The 14,279-nt window shown below is 69.6% G+C and carries 13 protein-coding genes, 1 tRNA gene and 1 pseudogene; 12 read left to right on the plus strand and 3 right to left on the minus strand.

The genetic code is table 11. The features are described from left to right. Positions 1 to 105: 105 nt before the first annotated feature. The 3 genes from ACLFRM_RS03040 to ACLFRM_RS03050 are packed head-to-tail and all read right to left on the minus strand — an operon-like array spanning position 106 to position 1,796. The gene (locus ACLFRM_RS03040; RefSeq protein WP_410754237.1) at positions 106 to 576 is read right to left on the minus strand and encodes a rhodanese-like domain-containing protein; all 471 of its coding nucleotides are present in this window, start codon (positions 574 to 576) and stop codon (positions 106 to 108) included. A gap of 11 nt (positions 577 to 587) precedes the next feature. Further along, a complete protein-coding gene (locus ACLFRM_RS03045; protein WP_410754239.1) occupies positions 588 to 1,043 on the minus strand; it encodes a hypothetical protein in 456 nt (151 codons plus the stop codon). 27 nt (positions 1,044 to 1,070) lie between these two features. Next, positions 1,071 to 1,796, minus strand: a complete 726-nt coding sequence (locus ACLFRM_RS03050) for an MBL fold metallo-hydrolase (RefSeq protein ID WP_410754240.1) — start codon at positions 1,794 to 1,796, stop codon at positions 1,071 to 1,073. Between the two features lie 146 nt (positions 1,797 to 1,942). On the opposite strand from ACLFRM_RS03050, the gene ACLFRM_RS03055 reads away from it, so the two are divergent. The 12 genes and pseudogenes from ACLFRM_RS03055 to ACLFRM_RS03110 form a co-directional block, all read left to right on the plus strand. Next, on the plus strand, positions 1,943 to 2,629 hold the full coding sequence (locus ACLFRM_RS03055) for an ArsR/SmtB family transcription factor (protein WP_410754241.1): 687 nt from the start codon (positions 1,943 to 1,945) through the stop codon (positions 2,627 to 2,629). Next, entirely contained in the window at positions 2,626 to 3,588 is a 963-nt protein-coding gene (locus ACLFRM_RS03060; RefSeq protein ID WP_410754242.1) for an AAA family ATPase, read from the plus strand. Before ACLFRM_RS03055 ends, ACLFRM_RS03060 begins: the two co-directional genes overlap by 4 nt. Positions 3,589 to 3,611: 23 nt before the next feature. Next, positions 3,612 to 4,607 (plus strand): DUF58 domain-containing protein, encoded by a 996-nt coding sequence (locus ACLFRM_RS03065; protein ID WP_410754243.1) that lies wholly within the window; start codon positions 3,612 to 3,614, stop codon positions 4,605 to 4,607. Continuing rightward, a complete protein-coding gene (locus tag ACLFRM_RS03070) occupies positions 4,604 to 5,119 on the plus strand; it encodes an LPXTG cell wall anchor domain-containing protein (protein ID WP_410754244.1) in 516 nt (171 codons plus the stop codon). Before ACLFRM_RS03065 ends, ACLFRM_RS03070 begins: the two co-directional genes overlap by 4 nt. Then, positions 5,116 to 6,072: a VWA domain-containing protein gene (locus tag ACLFRM_RS03075; RefSeq protein ID WP_410754245.1), complete on the plus strand. Its 957-nt coding sequence runs from the start codon at positions 5,116 to 5,118 to the stop codon at positions 6,070 to 6,072. Before ACLFRM_RS03070 ends, ACLFRM_RS03075 begins: the two co-directional genes overlap by 4 nt. A gap of 11 nt (positions 6,073 to 6,083) precedes the next feature. Then, complete coding sequence (locus ACLFRM_RS03080) at positions 6,084 to 7,916, plus strand: hypothetical protein (RefSeq protein WP_410754246.1); 1,833 nt, start codon at positions 6,084 to 6,086, stop codon at positions 7,914 to 7,916. Further along, positions 7,913 to 9,307 carry a hypothetical protein gene (locus tag ACLFRM_RS03085; RefSeq protein WP_410754247.1) on the plus strand — a complete coding sequence of 465 codons (1,395 nt, stop codon included), beginning with the start codon at positions 7,913 to 7,915 and terminating at the stop codon, positions 9,305 to 9,307. Before ACLFRM_RS03080 ends, ACLFRM_RS03085 begins: the two co-directional genes overlap by 4 nt. Positions 9,308 to 9,391: 84 nt before the next feature. Beyond that, positions 9,392 to 10,369: a polyprenyl synthetase family protein gene (locus ACLFRM_RS03090; protein ID WP_410754251.1), complete on the plus strand. Its 978-nt coding sequence runs from the start codon at positions 9,392 to 9,394 to the stop codon at positions 10,367 to 10,369. 23 nt (positions 10,370 to 10,392) lie between these two features. Further along, positions 10,393 to 10,469 (plus strand) — tRNA-Pro (locus tag ACLFRM_RS03095). Between the two features lie 494 nt (positions 10,470 to 10,963). Further along, on the plus strand, positions 10,964 to 12,874 hold the full coding sequence (locus ACLFRM_RS03100; protein ID WP_410754248.1) for an ABC-F family ATP-binding cassette domain-containing protein: 1,911 nt from the start codon (positions 10,964 to 10,966) through the stop codon (positions 12,872 to 12,874). Positions 12,875 to 13,046: 172 nt separating this feature from the next. Continuing rightward, positions 13,047 to 13,865, plus strand: a complete 819-nt coding sequence (locus tag ACLFRM_RS03105; RefSeq protein ID WP_410754249.1) for a PP2C family protein-serine/threonine phosphatase — start codon at positions 13,047 to 13,049, stop codon at positions 13,863 to 13,865. A gap of 31 nt (positions 13,866 to 13,896) precedes the next feature. Beyond that, positions 13,897 to 14,279, plus strand: a pseudogene (locus ACLFRM_RS03110) (hypothetical protein); the annotation flags it as partial.

Below are 14,279 nucleotides of genomic sequence, written 5' to 3' on the forward strand. Positions count from 1 at the left end.
TGAATTGGTTTCGTGAGTTGACGTTTCTAACGCCTTGCCGGATGCGGCCCGGTCGAGCGGGTGGCATTCGGCAAGACGCCCCGCGCCATGGCGGGGCGGGACGAGTTACTCGCCTGCTTCCTCGGCTTCTTCCTGGGCCCGGGCATTCGCCTCGACGCCGCCGGCTTCTTTGAAGCCGGTAAAGCCGTCCTGGAGGATGCGGACGTTGTCCATGCCCGCCAGGCGAAGCATCAGCCCGGCCTGCGCGGACAGGCTGCCGGTGTTGCAGTAGACCAGCACGGTGCGGTCGCTGGGCAGCTCGTCACGACGCTCGAGGATCTCGCGCCATTCGATGTTGATCGCGCCCGGGATGTGGTCCTTCTCGTACTGACCGGCATCCCGCGTGTCGACGATGGTCATGTTCTCCCAGTCCTCCTCCGGGATCTGCTCCGGACGGATGGTCGCCCCCTGGTAGTCCGCGAACATCACGTAGCCCTCCATGGCATCGATCAGTTCCTCGTTTTCCGCCATCGCCGGAGTGGTGGCGAAGGCCAGCGCGACGATCGGCGCGGCAAGCAGTGTCTTGAGATTCTTCATGGCTAGGCTCCTCATTTGCCGCCGGACTTGATGATCGACTGCAGGTCGGTGAATTCCTTGTTGACCTTCTCGTTGCCGAGCAGGCCGGTGCTCTCGTGCTTCGGCACGCCCTCGATCTCGAGGATATCGGTGACCATCTGGTAGCTGGCCATGCCGTTGTGATCCTTGCCGTCCGCGGCGATCAGCTGGTCGCCGTAGAAGACCGCCGGGGCCGGCAGCTCCTCGACCATGCTCGCCGAGAGGATCTGGATCGGCACCTGGTAGGTGTTGGCCACCTGGGCGGCGACCTGCAGGTTGTTGTTGCAGCGCGTACCCGGCGGTTCCTTGCCGATGAAGGTCAGCACCGTCTGGCCGCTCGGTCCGGTCGCGCCGGGGACGATGTCCTCGGCGGCGACGGGGACGCTGGCCGCCAGGGCGAGGCTGCCGGCGATCAGGCCGGACTTCAGGGTCTGGGTGAATGTCGTCATGGTGGTTCCTCCTTTGTGATCCCGGGTTCAGTTCCCGGTGTTGAAGGCGTAGAACGCCTTGATCTCCTCGACCGGCGGCAGCTCGATCGAGGCGATGGTCTCGATGAAATACTGTCGCTCGCGGATCAGCCCGTCGTTGTGGCGCTTCTCGAAGCCCAGCGTGGACATGGGCTTGCCGCTGATCCCGCCGCCGCAGACCGAACCCGCTTGGGCGCCGGCCAGGATCTCGATGTGATCCGGCAAGGAGAGGATCGGGCCGTAGAGCGAGTCGTAGAGTTTTTCGGCCATCTCGCGCTCGCGGCCATGCAGGTCGGGCCGGCCCACGCCGCCCGGGAACAGGGTGTGGCCCGTGACCAGGAACCAGGGCTCGGCGGTGCGCGAGTGATCGGTCACCAGCAGGCAGATGCTGTCGTCGGTGTGCCCCGGCGTATGCAGCACCTCGGCGCTGACGTTGCCCAGCTCCAGCCGCTCGCCGTGGGCCACGCCGTGAAACTCGTGCTTTACCGGGGCGGACTCGTGCAGGACGTAGGTCGCGCCGCTGCGTTTGGCCAGTTCCGGGCCGCCCGTCTTGTGATCCGCGTGGACGTGGGTGTCGACCACGTAGCTGATGTCCACGCCCTTTTCCTCGGCCATTTCGACGAAATGGTCGACGTCGTCGAGGTGCACGTCGACGGCCATGGCCCGGCCCTTGCCGGTGCAGCCGAACAGATACGCGAGCGAGCTGAACTCGCAGGGGTGCTGTATCAGGAACATCTCCGGGTCTCCCTTCCTGTGTTTCCGGTATCATTCAATTGATCAATTGAACGAATGTCAAGCCTGGCGATCCGGCGCCGCCTCCCTTGTGACAAATTCAATTGAGTGGTTGAATAAGCGGATCAATCGCGACCAGGAGTCCTCCCGTGGCCTTCAAGCAGCAGTTGAACGACCAGTTCGCCCGCCTGGGCAAGGTGCTTTCCAACGGTCGCCGCCTGGAGCTGCTCGAGCATCTCGCCCAGGGCGAGCGCTCGGTGGACGGGCTGGCCCGCGCGGCCGGCCTGTCCGTGGCGAACACCTCCCAGCACCTGCAGCGCATGCAGCAGGCCGGGCTGGTGGTCGCGCGGCGCGAGGGCAAGCAGGTGATCTACTCGATCGCCGCGGACGACGTGGTCGAGCTCCTGGACGTGTTCCGTCGCGTGGGCGAGCGTCACCTGGCCGAGGTGCGCCAGATGGTCGATGCCCACCTGCACCGGCAGGATGCGCTCGAGCCGGTCTCCGCCGAGGAACTGATCGAGCGCTGCCGCAAGGGGCTGGTGACCCTGATCGACGTGCGCCCGGAAGAGGAGTACGAGGCGGGCCACATTCCCGGGGCGATCAACGTCTCGGTCAGGGATCTCGAGCGCCGCATGGCAGAGCTCGACCCCCAGCGCGAGGTGATCGCCTACTGCCGCGGTCCCTACTGCACCTTTTCCTTCGAGGCGGTCGCCCGCCTGCGCGAGGCGGGGTTCCGCACCCGCCGGCTGGAATCGGGCTTTCCCGAGTGGAAGCTGGCCGGCCTGCCCACCAGTAACGACGACACCGAAACCGAGACGAGTCGAGCCGAGTCATGAGCGAACAGATGCCCATCCAGGACCTCCGTGCCCACCTGGGCCACTACATCGTCGGTCAGACCGAGCTGGTCGACCGGCTGCTGATCGGCCTGCTCACCGGCGGTCACCTGCTGGTCGAGGGCCTGCCGGGCCTGGCCAAGACCACCGCGATCAAGGCGCTCGCCGAGGGCGTACACGCCAACTTCAAGCGCATCCAGTTCACCCCCGACCTGCTGCCCGCCGACCTCTTGGGCAACGAGGTCTACCACCCCGAGACCCGCGAGTTCACCTTCGAGCCGGGGCCGTTGTTCAACGAGATCATCCTCGCCGACGAGATCAACCGGGCCCCGGCCAAGGTCCAGTCGGCGCTGCTCGAGGCGATGGCCGAGCGCCAGGTCACGGTCGCCGGCCACAGCCGCGACCTGCCCGAGCTGTTCCTGGTCATGGCCACGCAGAACCCGTTGGAGCAGTCGGGTACCTACCCGCTGCCCGAGGCCCAGATGGACCGCTTCATGCTGCACGTGTCGCTCGACTACCCCGAGCGCGAGGACGAGTACGACATCCTCAAGCGCACCCTCGAGGGCACACTGGGCAGCAACCCGGTCGGCGAGGCGAAGAACATCACCGTCGACCAGGTGCTCGCCGCGCGCGAGACCGTGCGCCAGGTGCGCTGCGACGAGGCCCTGCAGCGCTGGGTGGTCGACGTGGTCGCCGCCACTCGCCGGGTCGGCGAGCTCGATCCCGAACTGGCCGACCAGGTCCTGGTCGGTGCCTCGCCGCGCGGGGCGCTCGCCTGGGTGCAGGCCGCCCGGGCGGCGGCCTATCTCGAGGGGCGTGACTACATCGTCCCCGACGACCTGATCAAGCTTGCCGGTGATGCTTTGCGTCACCGCATCATCCTCGGCCCCCGCGCGATGGTCAGCGGCCTGACCCGCGACGCGGTCATCGACCGCCTGCTCGAGCTGATCCCCGCGCCGTGACACGCGGATGGCTCAACCGGACGATGGCCACCTTGCGAGGCCGGACCGGCCGGGACGAGGGGCGTGTCGGTGCGCCCCGCGTCGGCGTGGCGCCATCCGCCGAGGAGATCGCCGTCGCCTGGGCCGGTGGCGAGCGCCTGCCCGCGCTGGTGCAGGAAAGCTTCCCCACCGCCACCCGCCTGTCCGGTGACCAGCTGGCGCGCCGGCTGGGCGAGGGGCTGGACTTCGAACAACTGCGTGCCTACCAGCCGGGCGAGCCCGCCGCTCGCATCGACTGGCGCATCTCCGCGCGGGCCAACGAACCGGTGGTGCGCGTCCACCGCGAGCCGGCCCAGCGCCAGGCGCACCTGATCGTCGACTGCGGCGCGGCGATGCGCTTCGGCACGCGCCGCCGCCTCAAGCTCAGCCAGGCGCTGCTCGCCGCGCACGCCTTCGCCGCCGGTGCACTGCGGCAGAACCTGGCGGTCGAGATCCACGGCATCGGCGAGCAGCTCTGCCCCGGCCACCATGCCGCCGGGCCGGTCACTGGTCAGGGCGCGATCCTGCAGCGCCTGGGCGAACTGGCCGAGGCGGCCGGCGAAACCTGCGAGGACGCCCAGCCGGTCGACTGGCCGGGGCTGCGCCAGCGCCTGTTGCAACGCCTGCCCGCCGGCTCGGTGGTGGTCGTGCTTTCCGACTGCCTCTCGGACACCGGGCCCGGTCGGCCGATCGACTGGGCGCCGCTGGCCGCCGCCCATCACCTGATCTTCGTTTCGGTGGCCGATCGGGTCGAGCTGGACATGCCCGACCTGGGCCTGGTCGCCTTCGAGGCGGGGAGCCGGGCACGCTGGCTGGATACCGGCAATCGCCGCTGGCGCGAGGGTTTCGCCCGCCGACAGCATGAACGCCTGAACACGTGGCGCGAGTCGGCCGAGGCGCTCGGCGCGGCCTTCCTGGCACTTCCCGCCGATGCCGAACCGGCCGACTGGCTGGCCGAGGCGCCGGTCGCACTGGCCCGCGCGGCGGGAGCGCCGGCATGAGCGAGGGCTACCGCGACTGGACACACCCCGACGGCGACCTGCCGGAGCAGGCGCCCGAGGGGCTGGTCGACATCTACACCGCGCCGTGGCTGGCGGCTCGCGAGACAGCCGAGTCGGGCGCGTCGTCCGGCGACGAGGCCTCGCTCGCCTGGCTGGTCGTGCTGGCGGTGGTGCTGCTCTTGCTTCTGGGCTGGTGGGCGTGGCGTCGCCGCGCCGACCTGCGCCTGTGGTGGACCTTGTGGGGGCTGGAGCGCCGGTCGAGACAGGTCGGCGATGCCGCTGGCTGGCGTGACCTTCAGGACCGGGTGGTCGGCGCGATCGGGCGCTGGCAGCACGGCGGGCGCGCGCCTCGGCGCGATCGGCTGGCCGAGCCGTGGTCGGCCTGGGTGCGCGAGATCGACCACGAACGCTTCGCCCAGCGCACCGAGACGGTCCCCGATGCCCGGCGCGCATCGCTGGCCGCCCGGCTGCGCACGATGCGTCGCGCCGTCTGGCGCAGGGAGGCGTCATGATCGGCTTCGATTCCCCCTGGGTTCTGCTACTGCTCGCGGCCCTGCCGCTGGTCTACCCGGCCTGGTCGCGCCGGGTGCGCGACCGCCCGCCCTCGAGGCTGCTGCGTCATCCGGCACTGGGTCGTGACACGGACGGTGCCGGACCACGCGGGGGGCAGCGCTGGCTGCTGGCCGCCCTGCTGGTCGCCCTGACGGCCCTGATCACGGCATTGGCTCGCCCGGTGTGGGTGGGCGAGTCCGTGGACCGGCAGGCCCCGGCCCGCTCGATCGTGCTGCTGGTGGACGCCAGCCCCAGCATGTCCACGCGCGATTTCCGTGATGCAGCGGACCAGCCGGTCTCGCGCATGGAGATGATGCGCGAGGCGCTGGAGGCGTTCATCGACGAACACCCGCAGGATCGTTTCTCGCTGATGGTGGTCACCGATTCGGCCGGGACAGTGGTGCCGGAAACGGACGACCACGACGCGCTGCGTTTCTGGATTGAGCAGCTCGAGCCGGGGCTCGACGGCAGTGCCACCGCGCTCGGCGATGGCCTAGCCGTGGCGATGGAATCGATCGCCGAACGCCGCGAGCGCGGCGAGGCGCCGCCACAGCTGCTGGTGTGGACCGACGGGGTCAACACCGGCGGCGAGATGAGTCCGGCCGAGGCCCTGACCCTGGCGCGGGCGGAAAACATCGAGCTGTTCACCATCAATCTTGCCCCGAAGGACACCGAGCCCGCCGACGGTGATCCCACGCTCGAGGACCTGGCACGGCTGTCCGGCGGGGAGGCGATCGCCGCGGGTGATCGCGAGGCCCTGCTCGCGGTGACCGAGGTGATCGAGCGTCACGAACCCGAGAACGACGGGGCGGAAACCCGGCGTGAGCGAGAGTCGCTGCTCGTCTGGTTCCTCGCGCTGGGACTGGTAGCCCTGCTTGTCGCCCAGATTCTCAACATCCGTCTGGCCGCCTGAAGGTGCTGAACATGGATTCATCCGTCGACAGCCTGATCGATCTCTGGCACCTGCTGCTTGGCGCCGAGACGTGGCCCGTGCTGGCCCATCCCGAGGCGCTGTGGTTGCTGCTGGTGCCCGTCGGGCTCGCCCTGTGGCGTCGTCGGCGTCGGACGCGGCTGGATGCCTACGCCGACCCGGAGCTGCGCGACTGGGCCTTTGCCGGCACGACCGGCAGTGCGGCTCGCGCCCGGGGCGCCCGTCGTGCCGCGTGGGCGCTCTGGATCCTGTTCTGGCTGTTCGCCGTGCTCGCCCTGGCCGATCCGCGCGTGGCCGAGGATCGGGAGTCGTCGGAGGAGTCTCGCGCGCCGGTGCTGTTCATCGTCGACGGGTCGGCGGCAATGAGCGGACAGGACGTCGATCCCGACCGCTCCGAGCGCGCGGTGATGCTCATCGATTTGCTGGTCGAGTCGCTGGCGGCCCGCCCGATGGGTCTGCTGCGTTCGGTGGACACGGCCGCGATCCTGTTGCCGCCGAGCCCGGACAGTCGCCTCCTGAGTTTCTACGTCAGTCACCTGCCGGATCTGGTCGGCGACCAGCTGGTTGTCCGTCCGGATCGCGCGCTCGAGCTGGCCGCCGAGATGTCCGCCTTGCAGGGCGGCGCGGTGGTCTGGGTGACCTCCGCCGATGGCCGCCAGTTCGCCGGCGAGGCAGGCAGCCGAGTGCTTGCGGCAGCCGATCGGCTCGCGGAGCGGGGCATCCCCCTGTTCGCCATCGCAATGGCCCGCGAGCGGACGCCGCTATTCAAGGATGGCCAGCCGCGGCGCAACGACGACAACGAGGTGATCGTCTCCGAGCCCGCCTTCGATCGCGTCGCGGAGGTCGCCTCGCTCACGGATGGCGCGGCGCGACAGACCGGTGTGCTGGCCGAGGACGCCGACTTCCTGCGCGAGCGCATCCAGGCGTTGCCGACGCCGTCACGGTCGCCGGACACCGTCGAGGGGTATCGCTCGTTGGCGGTGCTCGCCCTGTGGGGGGCGGTGGTTGCGTTGGTCATCCATCTGGTACTCGACTGGGCCTTGCCCGGCACCCGCCGCTGGCGTGTAGCCGCGATCGTGATGGCGGTCGTGCTCGCCCCGGTGTTGTTCACGGTGGCCGGGGCGGCCCCGCTGGTCGACGAGGTCGAGCGCGAGGCCCACCTTGACCGGGCCTGGCAGGCCTTCGAGGCCGGCGAGTTCGCCCGGGCGCAGAGCGATTTCGATCGTGCCGCCGGCTTCGACGCCCGCCTGGGCAGTGGTCTGGCGGCGTTTCGTCGCGCCGACTATCCACATGCCGTCGAACGACTGCAGGCGGCGTCCTGGCTGGCGGAGACCGACGAGCAGCGACTGCTGGCGCTGTTCAATCTCGGCAACGCCATGACCCTGGCGCGGCGCTATCGAGGCGCGGTGGATGCCTTCGAGGCGGTACTCGCGATCGACCCCGAGCACGACGACGCGCGGCACAACCGCGACCTGGTCGCGTCCATTCTGGGGGGCGGGCGCGAGGAGGCCGACGAGGAACGTCCGGAATTCCAGGGCTACGATTCCAACCAGCCGCGCGAGGTGGACGAGACGCAGGGCGCCGAGATGGCCGAGGAACTTCTCGAGAGCGAGGGTAGCGGTCAGGGAGGCGCGGTCGCCGAGCAGGAGCGTGGCGATGGAGAGGCCTTCGCGCTCGACGAGGGGCTGCTCGGCGGGGCGCGCAAGAAACTCGAGCGGATCGAGGATCGCCCGGCGCCGCCGCTCGATGGCCTGCTGCGTCAGCAGCCCTACAAGTCGATTGTCCGCCAGGGGCTGGTCGATGACGAGTCGGGGGACGAGGAATGAGTGCCGTACGATCGCTCGGATGGCGAACGGCGCGGCGGACTGCGTTGTTCGCGCTGCTCCTGGCAACGGCCGTGCCGGCGATCGCCGACATCCCGCGTCCCGATCGCGACCGCGAGCGCGACGGCTTTGCCGAGCGCGTCGAACTCGGACCGATCGAGCCGTTGCCGCCCGTCGCCGAGCGGGTCAGTCGCGACGGTGCGGGGCGTCCGCCGCGTGGGGTGATCGTCGAGACCGAAGTATCGGCGATCGACCCGGTACAGCGAGAGTCCTTCCTCGTCACCCAGACCATCCTCGACCCCTCCCGGCAGCTGCGCGGCGTCGAGGTCCACCGGCCCGCCGGGGCGGGCATCGACGCGCAACTGCTCGAGGCCGGCCAGGACACCGTCGAGATGGACGGCCGGCGCGTGAACCGTCGCCATTACCGCTGGGCGGTCCAGGCGTTGCGCCCCGGCGAGGTCACGCTGGAGTTCCAGCGCATCGAGTTCGACGTGGTCGGTCGTGCCCAGAGCGAATACGCCTGGCTACCGGTGGCGCGCCGGCTCGAGGTGACTCGCCTGCCGGCCCACTGGCCCGAGTACCTGCCGGTCACCCCGGCGATCCGGCTGAGCGGGGCAGAAGTGAGCGACCTGGTCGCCGGCGAGCCGGGCGAGTGGCGTTTCACCGTGGTCGGCGAGGGGCTGTCGGCCAAGGCGATCGAACAGCTGCTGCACGCCCAGCTCACCGCGCCGTCCGGGCTGCGGCTCGACGAGCCGGCGATTCGTCGGGCCCCGGAACAGGCGGCCGCGGAAGAGATGGGGCCGCTGGCCGACGCCTGGGAGGTGCGTTTCTCGATCCTGCCGTCGGGCGAGGGCGACGCCGAGGGCGGGCGCGAGGCCCGGCTGCCGGCCATCACCCTGCCGTACATCGATCCCCGCCAGATCAGGGAGAGCGCCGAGACTGCGGCGGCCGAGCCTCGCTACCTTCAACACGACGCGCAATCGGTGGCCTGGCGGGCCGAGCCGGCCGAGCGCCGCTGGGCGGCCATACGGGCCGCGTTGCCCTGGTTGATCGGCGGCTTGCTGGCCTTGGTGGTGATGCTGCCGCTGGGCCGCGCCGGGTGGCGATGGGCGATCGCCCGCCGGGCCTGGCGGCAGGCGCAGCATGAACTGGGTTCGGCCTCCGATCCGCGCACCCTGCGAGAGTGCCTCAACCGGCAACTCGCCGGGTTGCCAAGCCCGATGCCGGCGCCGTCTCGTGTCGAACTGGCGGCCCGTGGTGCGCCGACAGACTGGCTCGCGGCACGCTCTACCCTCGACCGGATCTGCTTTGCGGGCGACGAGGTCGACGAAAACGCCTTCCAGGCGGCGCGCGAGACCCTGGCCCGGTCGCTTCCGGCCCACTGGTTCCGGTAGTCGGTTATCGGACCATGGTGTAAGGTTGGCGACGGTCCGCGATTGCCGGTGCCGCCTCACCCCCAACCGAGCGAGACGATGAGCATGCAGTTGAACGAGATTCGCGCATTGATGGCCGACGACATGCAGGCCGTCGACCGCGTGATCCTGCATCGCCTCGGCTCGGACGTCGCCCTGATCAACCAGCTGGGCAGCTACATCGTCCATTCCGGCGGCAAGCGCTTCCGTCCGCTGCTGCTGATGCTCGCCAGTCGGGCGCTGCGCGGCGAGGCGGCTGACGTCGCCGGCTCGGCGCAGCTCGCCGCGGTGGTGGAGTTCATCCACACCGCCACCCTGCTGCACGACGACGTGGTCGACGAGTCGACGCTGCGCCGCGGGCGCGACACGGCCAATGCCCGCTTCGGCAACGCCGCCTCGGTGCTTACCGGCGATTTCCTCTACTCGCGAGCCTTCCAGATGATGGTCGAGGTCGAGCGCCCGCGGGTGATGGCCATCCTCGCCGATGCCACCAACCGCATCGCCGAGGGTGAGGTGATGCAGCTGATGAACATCGGCGATGCGTCGGTTTCCGAGGCGCGTTACATGGACGTGATCGGTCGCAAGACGGCCACCCTGTTCGAGGCCGCCTGCCGGCTGGCCGCCGTGCTCGACGACCGCGACGAGGCCACCGAGCGCGCCCTGGGCGATTACGGCTACCGCCTGGGCGTGGCCTTCCAGCTGATCGACGACGTGCTCGACTATCGCGGCGACGAGGCGCAGACCGGCAAGCACGTCGGCGACGATCTCGCCGAGGGCAAGCCGACCCTGCCGCTGATCATCGCCATGGCGCGGGCGGACGCGGCCAGTGCCGAGCGGGTTCGGGAGGCGATCGAATCGCAGTCGGCCGAGCGGATCGACGAGGTGCTCGAAGTAGTTGAACGGACCGACGCACTCTCGTATACTTCTGCGCTCGCTGAACGCGAGGCCGAAGCGGCCAAGCAGGCACTGGGGGTTCTCCCCGACAGTGTCCATTCCCGAGCGATGGCCGCCCTGGCGGACATCAGCGTTCAGCGCGACCACTGACGTTTCAGGCGTCGACGGTCTTTCGGAGTGTAGCTCAGCCTGGTAGAGCACTACGTTCGGGACGTAGGGGTCGTAGGTTCGAATCCTGCCACTCCGACCAAATTCCCCGGCCGGGGCCCCGTTTGGGGTCCCGGCCTTTTTGGTTTTGGGGTTCTGCTTGCCTGACACGGGCGCGTCGTTGCCCTGATCGAGCGGCGTGGTAGTTTCGCGCGCCGGAAGGAGTGGGTGGTTCTTGCATGGCTACGGTGCAGGCGCGCGAGTCGATTTTCTTGCTTGTCCAAGAAAACCGACGAAAAGAAGACACCCCGGCGCCTTGGCCCTGCGGGCCCGATCGCCGCGGACTGCATCCGCGACGATCGGCCTCGCGAGCGGAAAATCGCTGACGGGCACGGTTCGACGCGACATCCTGTCGCGGCGAACCTCGGGCCGGCGTCCATGCCGGCCCGTCCCTGCGATTTCCCGCTCGCGAGGCAAGGCACAAGGGGAAACTTGCCTCACGGTCAGCGTGTGTGGAGTGTTAAACGCTCGACGCGCTATTGCCACGCTCATTATCCGACGCTACATGACCCGGCGTCGATTCCGATTGGAGACCGCATGATCCAGTTGAAGTCCGTTTCCCTTCGTCGCGGCACGCAGTTGCTGCTCGAGGATGCCGATCTCACGCTCCTGCCCGGTCAGCGCATGGGCCTGGTGGGCAAGAACGGTACCGGCAAGTCGAGCCTGCTGGCGATGTTCGAGGGCGAGATCGCCCCGGATTCGGGGGACATCGAGTGGGCCGGTGGTCAGCGCATGGCCACCGTGGAGCAGGAAACCCCGGCGCTGGAGGCCTCGGCGGTCGACTACGTCCTCGATGGCGATCGTGACTACGCCCGGCTGAATGCCGCGCTGCTCGAGGCCGAGGCCGAAAACGACGGCATGCGCATGGCCGAGATCTACCCCGAGTTCGAGGCGATCGGTGGGTTCACCGCCCGGGCGCGCGCCGCCCGCCTGCTCGACGGGCTGGGCTTTGCGCCCGCGTCGATCGACAACCCGGTCTCGAGCTTCTCCGGCGGCTGGCGGATGCGATTGAACCTGGCGCGCGCGCTGATCGCGCCCTCCGACATCCTGCTGCTCGACGAGCCGACCAACCACCTCGATCTCGACGCGGTGTTCTGGCTGGCCGACTGGCTGGTGAACTACCCGGGCACCCTGATCGTGGTCTCGCACGACCGCGACTTTCTCGATCACGTCTGCACGCATATCGCGCACATCGAGAACCAGAAGCTCAACCTCTACACCGGGCACTACAGCGACTTCGAGGCGATGCGCGCCGAGCGCCTGGCGCAGAACGCCGCGCTGGCGGACAAGATCGCCAAGGAGCGCGAGCGCCTGCAGGTCTTCATCGACCGCTTCCGCGCGAAGGCGACCAAGGCGCGCGCCGCGCAGAGCCGGGTCAAGGCGCTCGAACGGCTGCCGACGATCGCCGCGAGCCACGCCGACCGGGACGATTTCTCCTTCTACTTCCCGACACCGAAGCGCGCCCCGGATCCGATGGTCACGCTCGAGGACGTCGCCATCGGCTACGACGACAAGCCGCTGCTCGCGGACGTCTCGCTGCAGGTCCGCGCCGGCGACCGCATCGGCGTGCTGGGCGCGAACGGCGCGGGCAAGACCACGCTGATCCGCGTGATCGCCGAGGGCGGGCCGACCTGGCTGTCGGGTGATCGCTTCGTCGCCCCCGGCGTGCAGGTGGGCTACTACACCCAGCACCAGCTCGACCAGCTCGACCCGCGCGATACCCCGCTGATCGCGCTCGAGCGGGTCGCCGGCAAGAGCGGCACCACCCAGAAGCTGCGCGACTTCCTCGGTCGGTTCGGCTTTGTCGGCGATCGCATCTTCGAGCCGATCGCACCGTTCTCCGGTGGCGAAAAGGCGCGCCTGGCGCTCGCCCTGCTGGTCTGGAAGGCGCCCAACCTCCTGATCCTCGACGAGCCGACCAACCACCTGGATCTCGCCATGCGCGAGGCGCTGGCCGAGGCATTGCAGACCTTCGAGGGGGCGATCCTGGTGGTCTCGCACGACAAGAGCCTGATCGAGCTGGTCTGCGATCGGTTCTGGTGGGTGCGGGACGGCGCCGCCCTGCCGTTCGATGGCGACCTCGACGACTACCGCGAGGCGGTCACCGAGCGGCGCCGCGCCCACAATCGCGAGCAGGCGGCCGACAAGCCGAAGGGAAAGGCCGGCAAGCGGGCGCCGGCCGATCCGGCGAGCTGGGGCAAACCGCGCGACAAGGCCTCGCGTGCGCAAGCCAGGCAGCGGCAAAAGCAGCTTGACCGCCTCGAGGCGGAAGTCGAGCGCCTCGGTGGCCGGCTGGCCGAGATCGACGTGGCCCTGGCCGACCCGCTGCTGTATGACGGGCAGCATGACGCCGAAGTCGCGCGCCTGCAGGCCGAGCGGGGCGAGGTCGCCACCCGGCTCGAGACCGTCGAGACCGAGTGGCTGGAAGCCCAGGAAACAGCCGACTGAGCCGGGCCGGTCGCCATGGCCATGGCCTTGACGGGTTGCCGTGCCCGGCGCGAGGCGCCGAGCGGGCTCGAAATGGCAGCGCCCGGCCGCCAGACGTCGGGCTATACTGCCCCGACGGCCGGTCGGCACGCCGCCGGCTCGACAGACAGGCGAACCAGGAGCGCTCGCGGGCATGAACCAGGACGGTCAGTTCGACATACGGGTGGTGCCGGGGACCCCGCCGGGCGTGGCCTGCGGGCTCGCACCCGGCGGGCGCCCGTCCCAGCAGGATGACCTGATCTGCCTGCACGACGCGCGTGAGGCGACCACCCTGCTGGTGCTGGCCGACGGCATGGGCGGCGACGGCGCCGGCGAGCTGGCCTCGGGCGGGGTCGTCCACGCCGCCCGCGAGTTGTGGGACGAGCGGGTCTGGCGCGACCAGCCGGGCGCCCTGTTCCTGGAAACCCTCTGTCAGGCCGCGCACGCGGAAATCCGGCGGCGCAATGCCTGGGTGGCGGCCGAACCGCATTCGACCATCGTCGCCCTGCTGCTGCGCGAGGGGCAGGCCTTCTGGGTCCACGTCGGCGACAGCCGTCTGTACCACTTTCGTGGCCGGCGCTGCCTGAGCGTCACCCGCGATCACAGCCTGGCCCGGCTGAAGCTCGATCGTGGCGAGATTCGCGAGGCCGATCTCGCCCACGACCCCGATCAGCACGTCCTGCTGCGCGGGCTTGGTGGCAGCGAGCCGCCCGAGGTCGAACACGGTTACGCCGCCACTCGGCCCGGCGACGGGTTCGTCCTGTGCAGCGACGGCGTCTGGGAAACCCTGAGCCGCTCCGAGCTCGCCGGTCTGTTGCGCGCCCGGGACCTGGCCACCGCTCTGTACGACGGGCTCGTCCTGGGGGCGCGGCGCGGCGGAGAGGCGGGCGACAATCTCGGCCTGATTCTCGCGCGCCCCGAGCGTTCCCCCTCCTGGCTGGCTCGCCTGGCGGGGCGGCTGTCGATTACCTGAATCCATTTCCTCGACCTACGGCAAACGGACCATGATGACTGTCGGTGGACATTCCCATTTCCCAACCCGCCTCGTCCAGGTATTCGCCCTGCTGCTGAGTGCGGCCTTCATGGCCGGTTGTGCGCAGCTCGGCGAGCTCGACGACCGCCTGCAGGGAAAGACCAATGACGATGATGCGGCCGCCGAGGCGGCCGAGGCCGAGCCGCCGGACGTTGCCCCGCCGGCCGACCGGCGCTCGTTGGACGCGATCCTCGAGGATCTGCAGCGCGGTGGTTACGCGCACGGGCGTCGCGACCTGGCGCGTTACCTCGAGCGCCATCCCGACGACATGGTGGCCCGGGCGGTGATGCGTCAGCTGACCGCCGATCCCGAGGAGGTGCTCGGAGACGAGTCGCACGAATACACGGTCCGACC

The organism is Guyparkeria sp. (assembly GCF_046540515.1).
Taxonomy (GTDB): Bacteria; Pseudomonadota; Gammaproteobacteria; order Halothiobacillales; family Halothiobacillaceae; genus Guyparkeria.

Coding starts and splice junctions, on each gene's coding strand:
- ACLFRM_RS03040 (WP_410754237.1), bottom strand. CDS start 576: ATGAAGAATCTCAAGACACTGCTTGCCGCGCCGATCGTCGCGCTGGCC.
- ACLFRM_RS03045 (WP_410754239.1), bottom strand. CDS start 1,043: ATGACGACATTCACCCAGACCCTGAAGTCCGGCCTGATCGCCGGCAGC.
- ACLFRM_RS03050 (WP_410754240.1), bottom strand. CDS start 1,796: ATGTTCCTGATACAGCACCCCTGCGAGTTCAGCTCGCTCGCGTATCTG.
- ACLFRM_RS03060 (WP_410754242.1), top strand. CDS start 2,626: ATGAGCGAACAGATGCCCATCCAGGACCTCCGTGCCCACCTGGGCCAC.
- ACLFRM_RS03065 (WP_410754243.1), top strand. CDS start 3,612: ATGGCCACCTTGCGAGGCCGGACCGGCCGGGACGAGGGGCGTGTCGGT.
- ACLFRM_RS03070 (WP_410754244.1), top strand. CDS start 4,604: ATGAGCGAGGGCTACCGCGACTGGACACACCCCGACGGCGACCTGCCG.
- ACLFRM_RS03075 (WP_410754245.1), top strand. CDS start 5,116: ATGATCGGCTTCGATTCCCCCTGGGTTCTGCTACTGCTCGCGGCCCTG.
- ACLFRM_RS03080 (WP_410754246.1), top strand. CDS start 6,084: ATGGATTCATCCGTCGACAGCCTGATCGATCTCTGGCACCTGCTGCTT.
- ACLFRM_RS03085 (WP_410754247.1), top strand. CDS start 7,913: ATGAGTGCCGTACGATCGCTCGGATGGCGAACGGCGCGGCGGACTGCG.
- ACLFRM_RS03090 (WP_410754251.1), top strand. CDS start 9,392: ATGCAGTTGAACGAGATTCGCGCATTGATGGCCGACGACATGCAGGCC.
- ACLFRM_RS03100 (WP_410754248.1), top strand. CDS start 10,964: ATGATCCAGTTGAAGTCCGTTTCCCTTCGTCGCGGCACGCAGTTGCTG.
- ACLFRM_RS03105 (WP_410754249.1), top strand. CDS start 13,047: ATGAACCAGGACGGTCAGTTCGACATACGGGTGGTGCCGGGGACCCCG.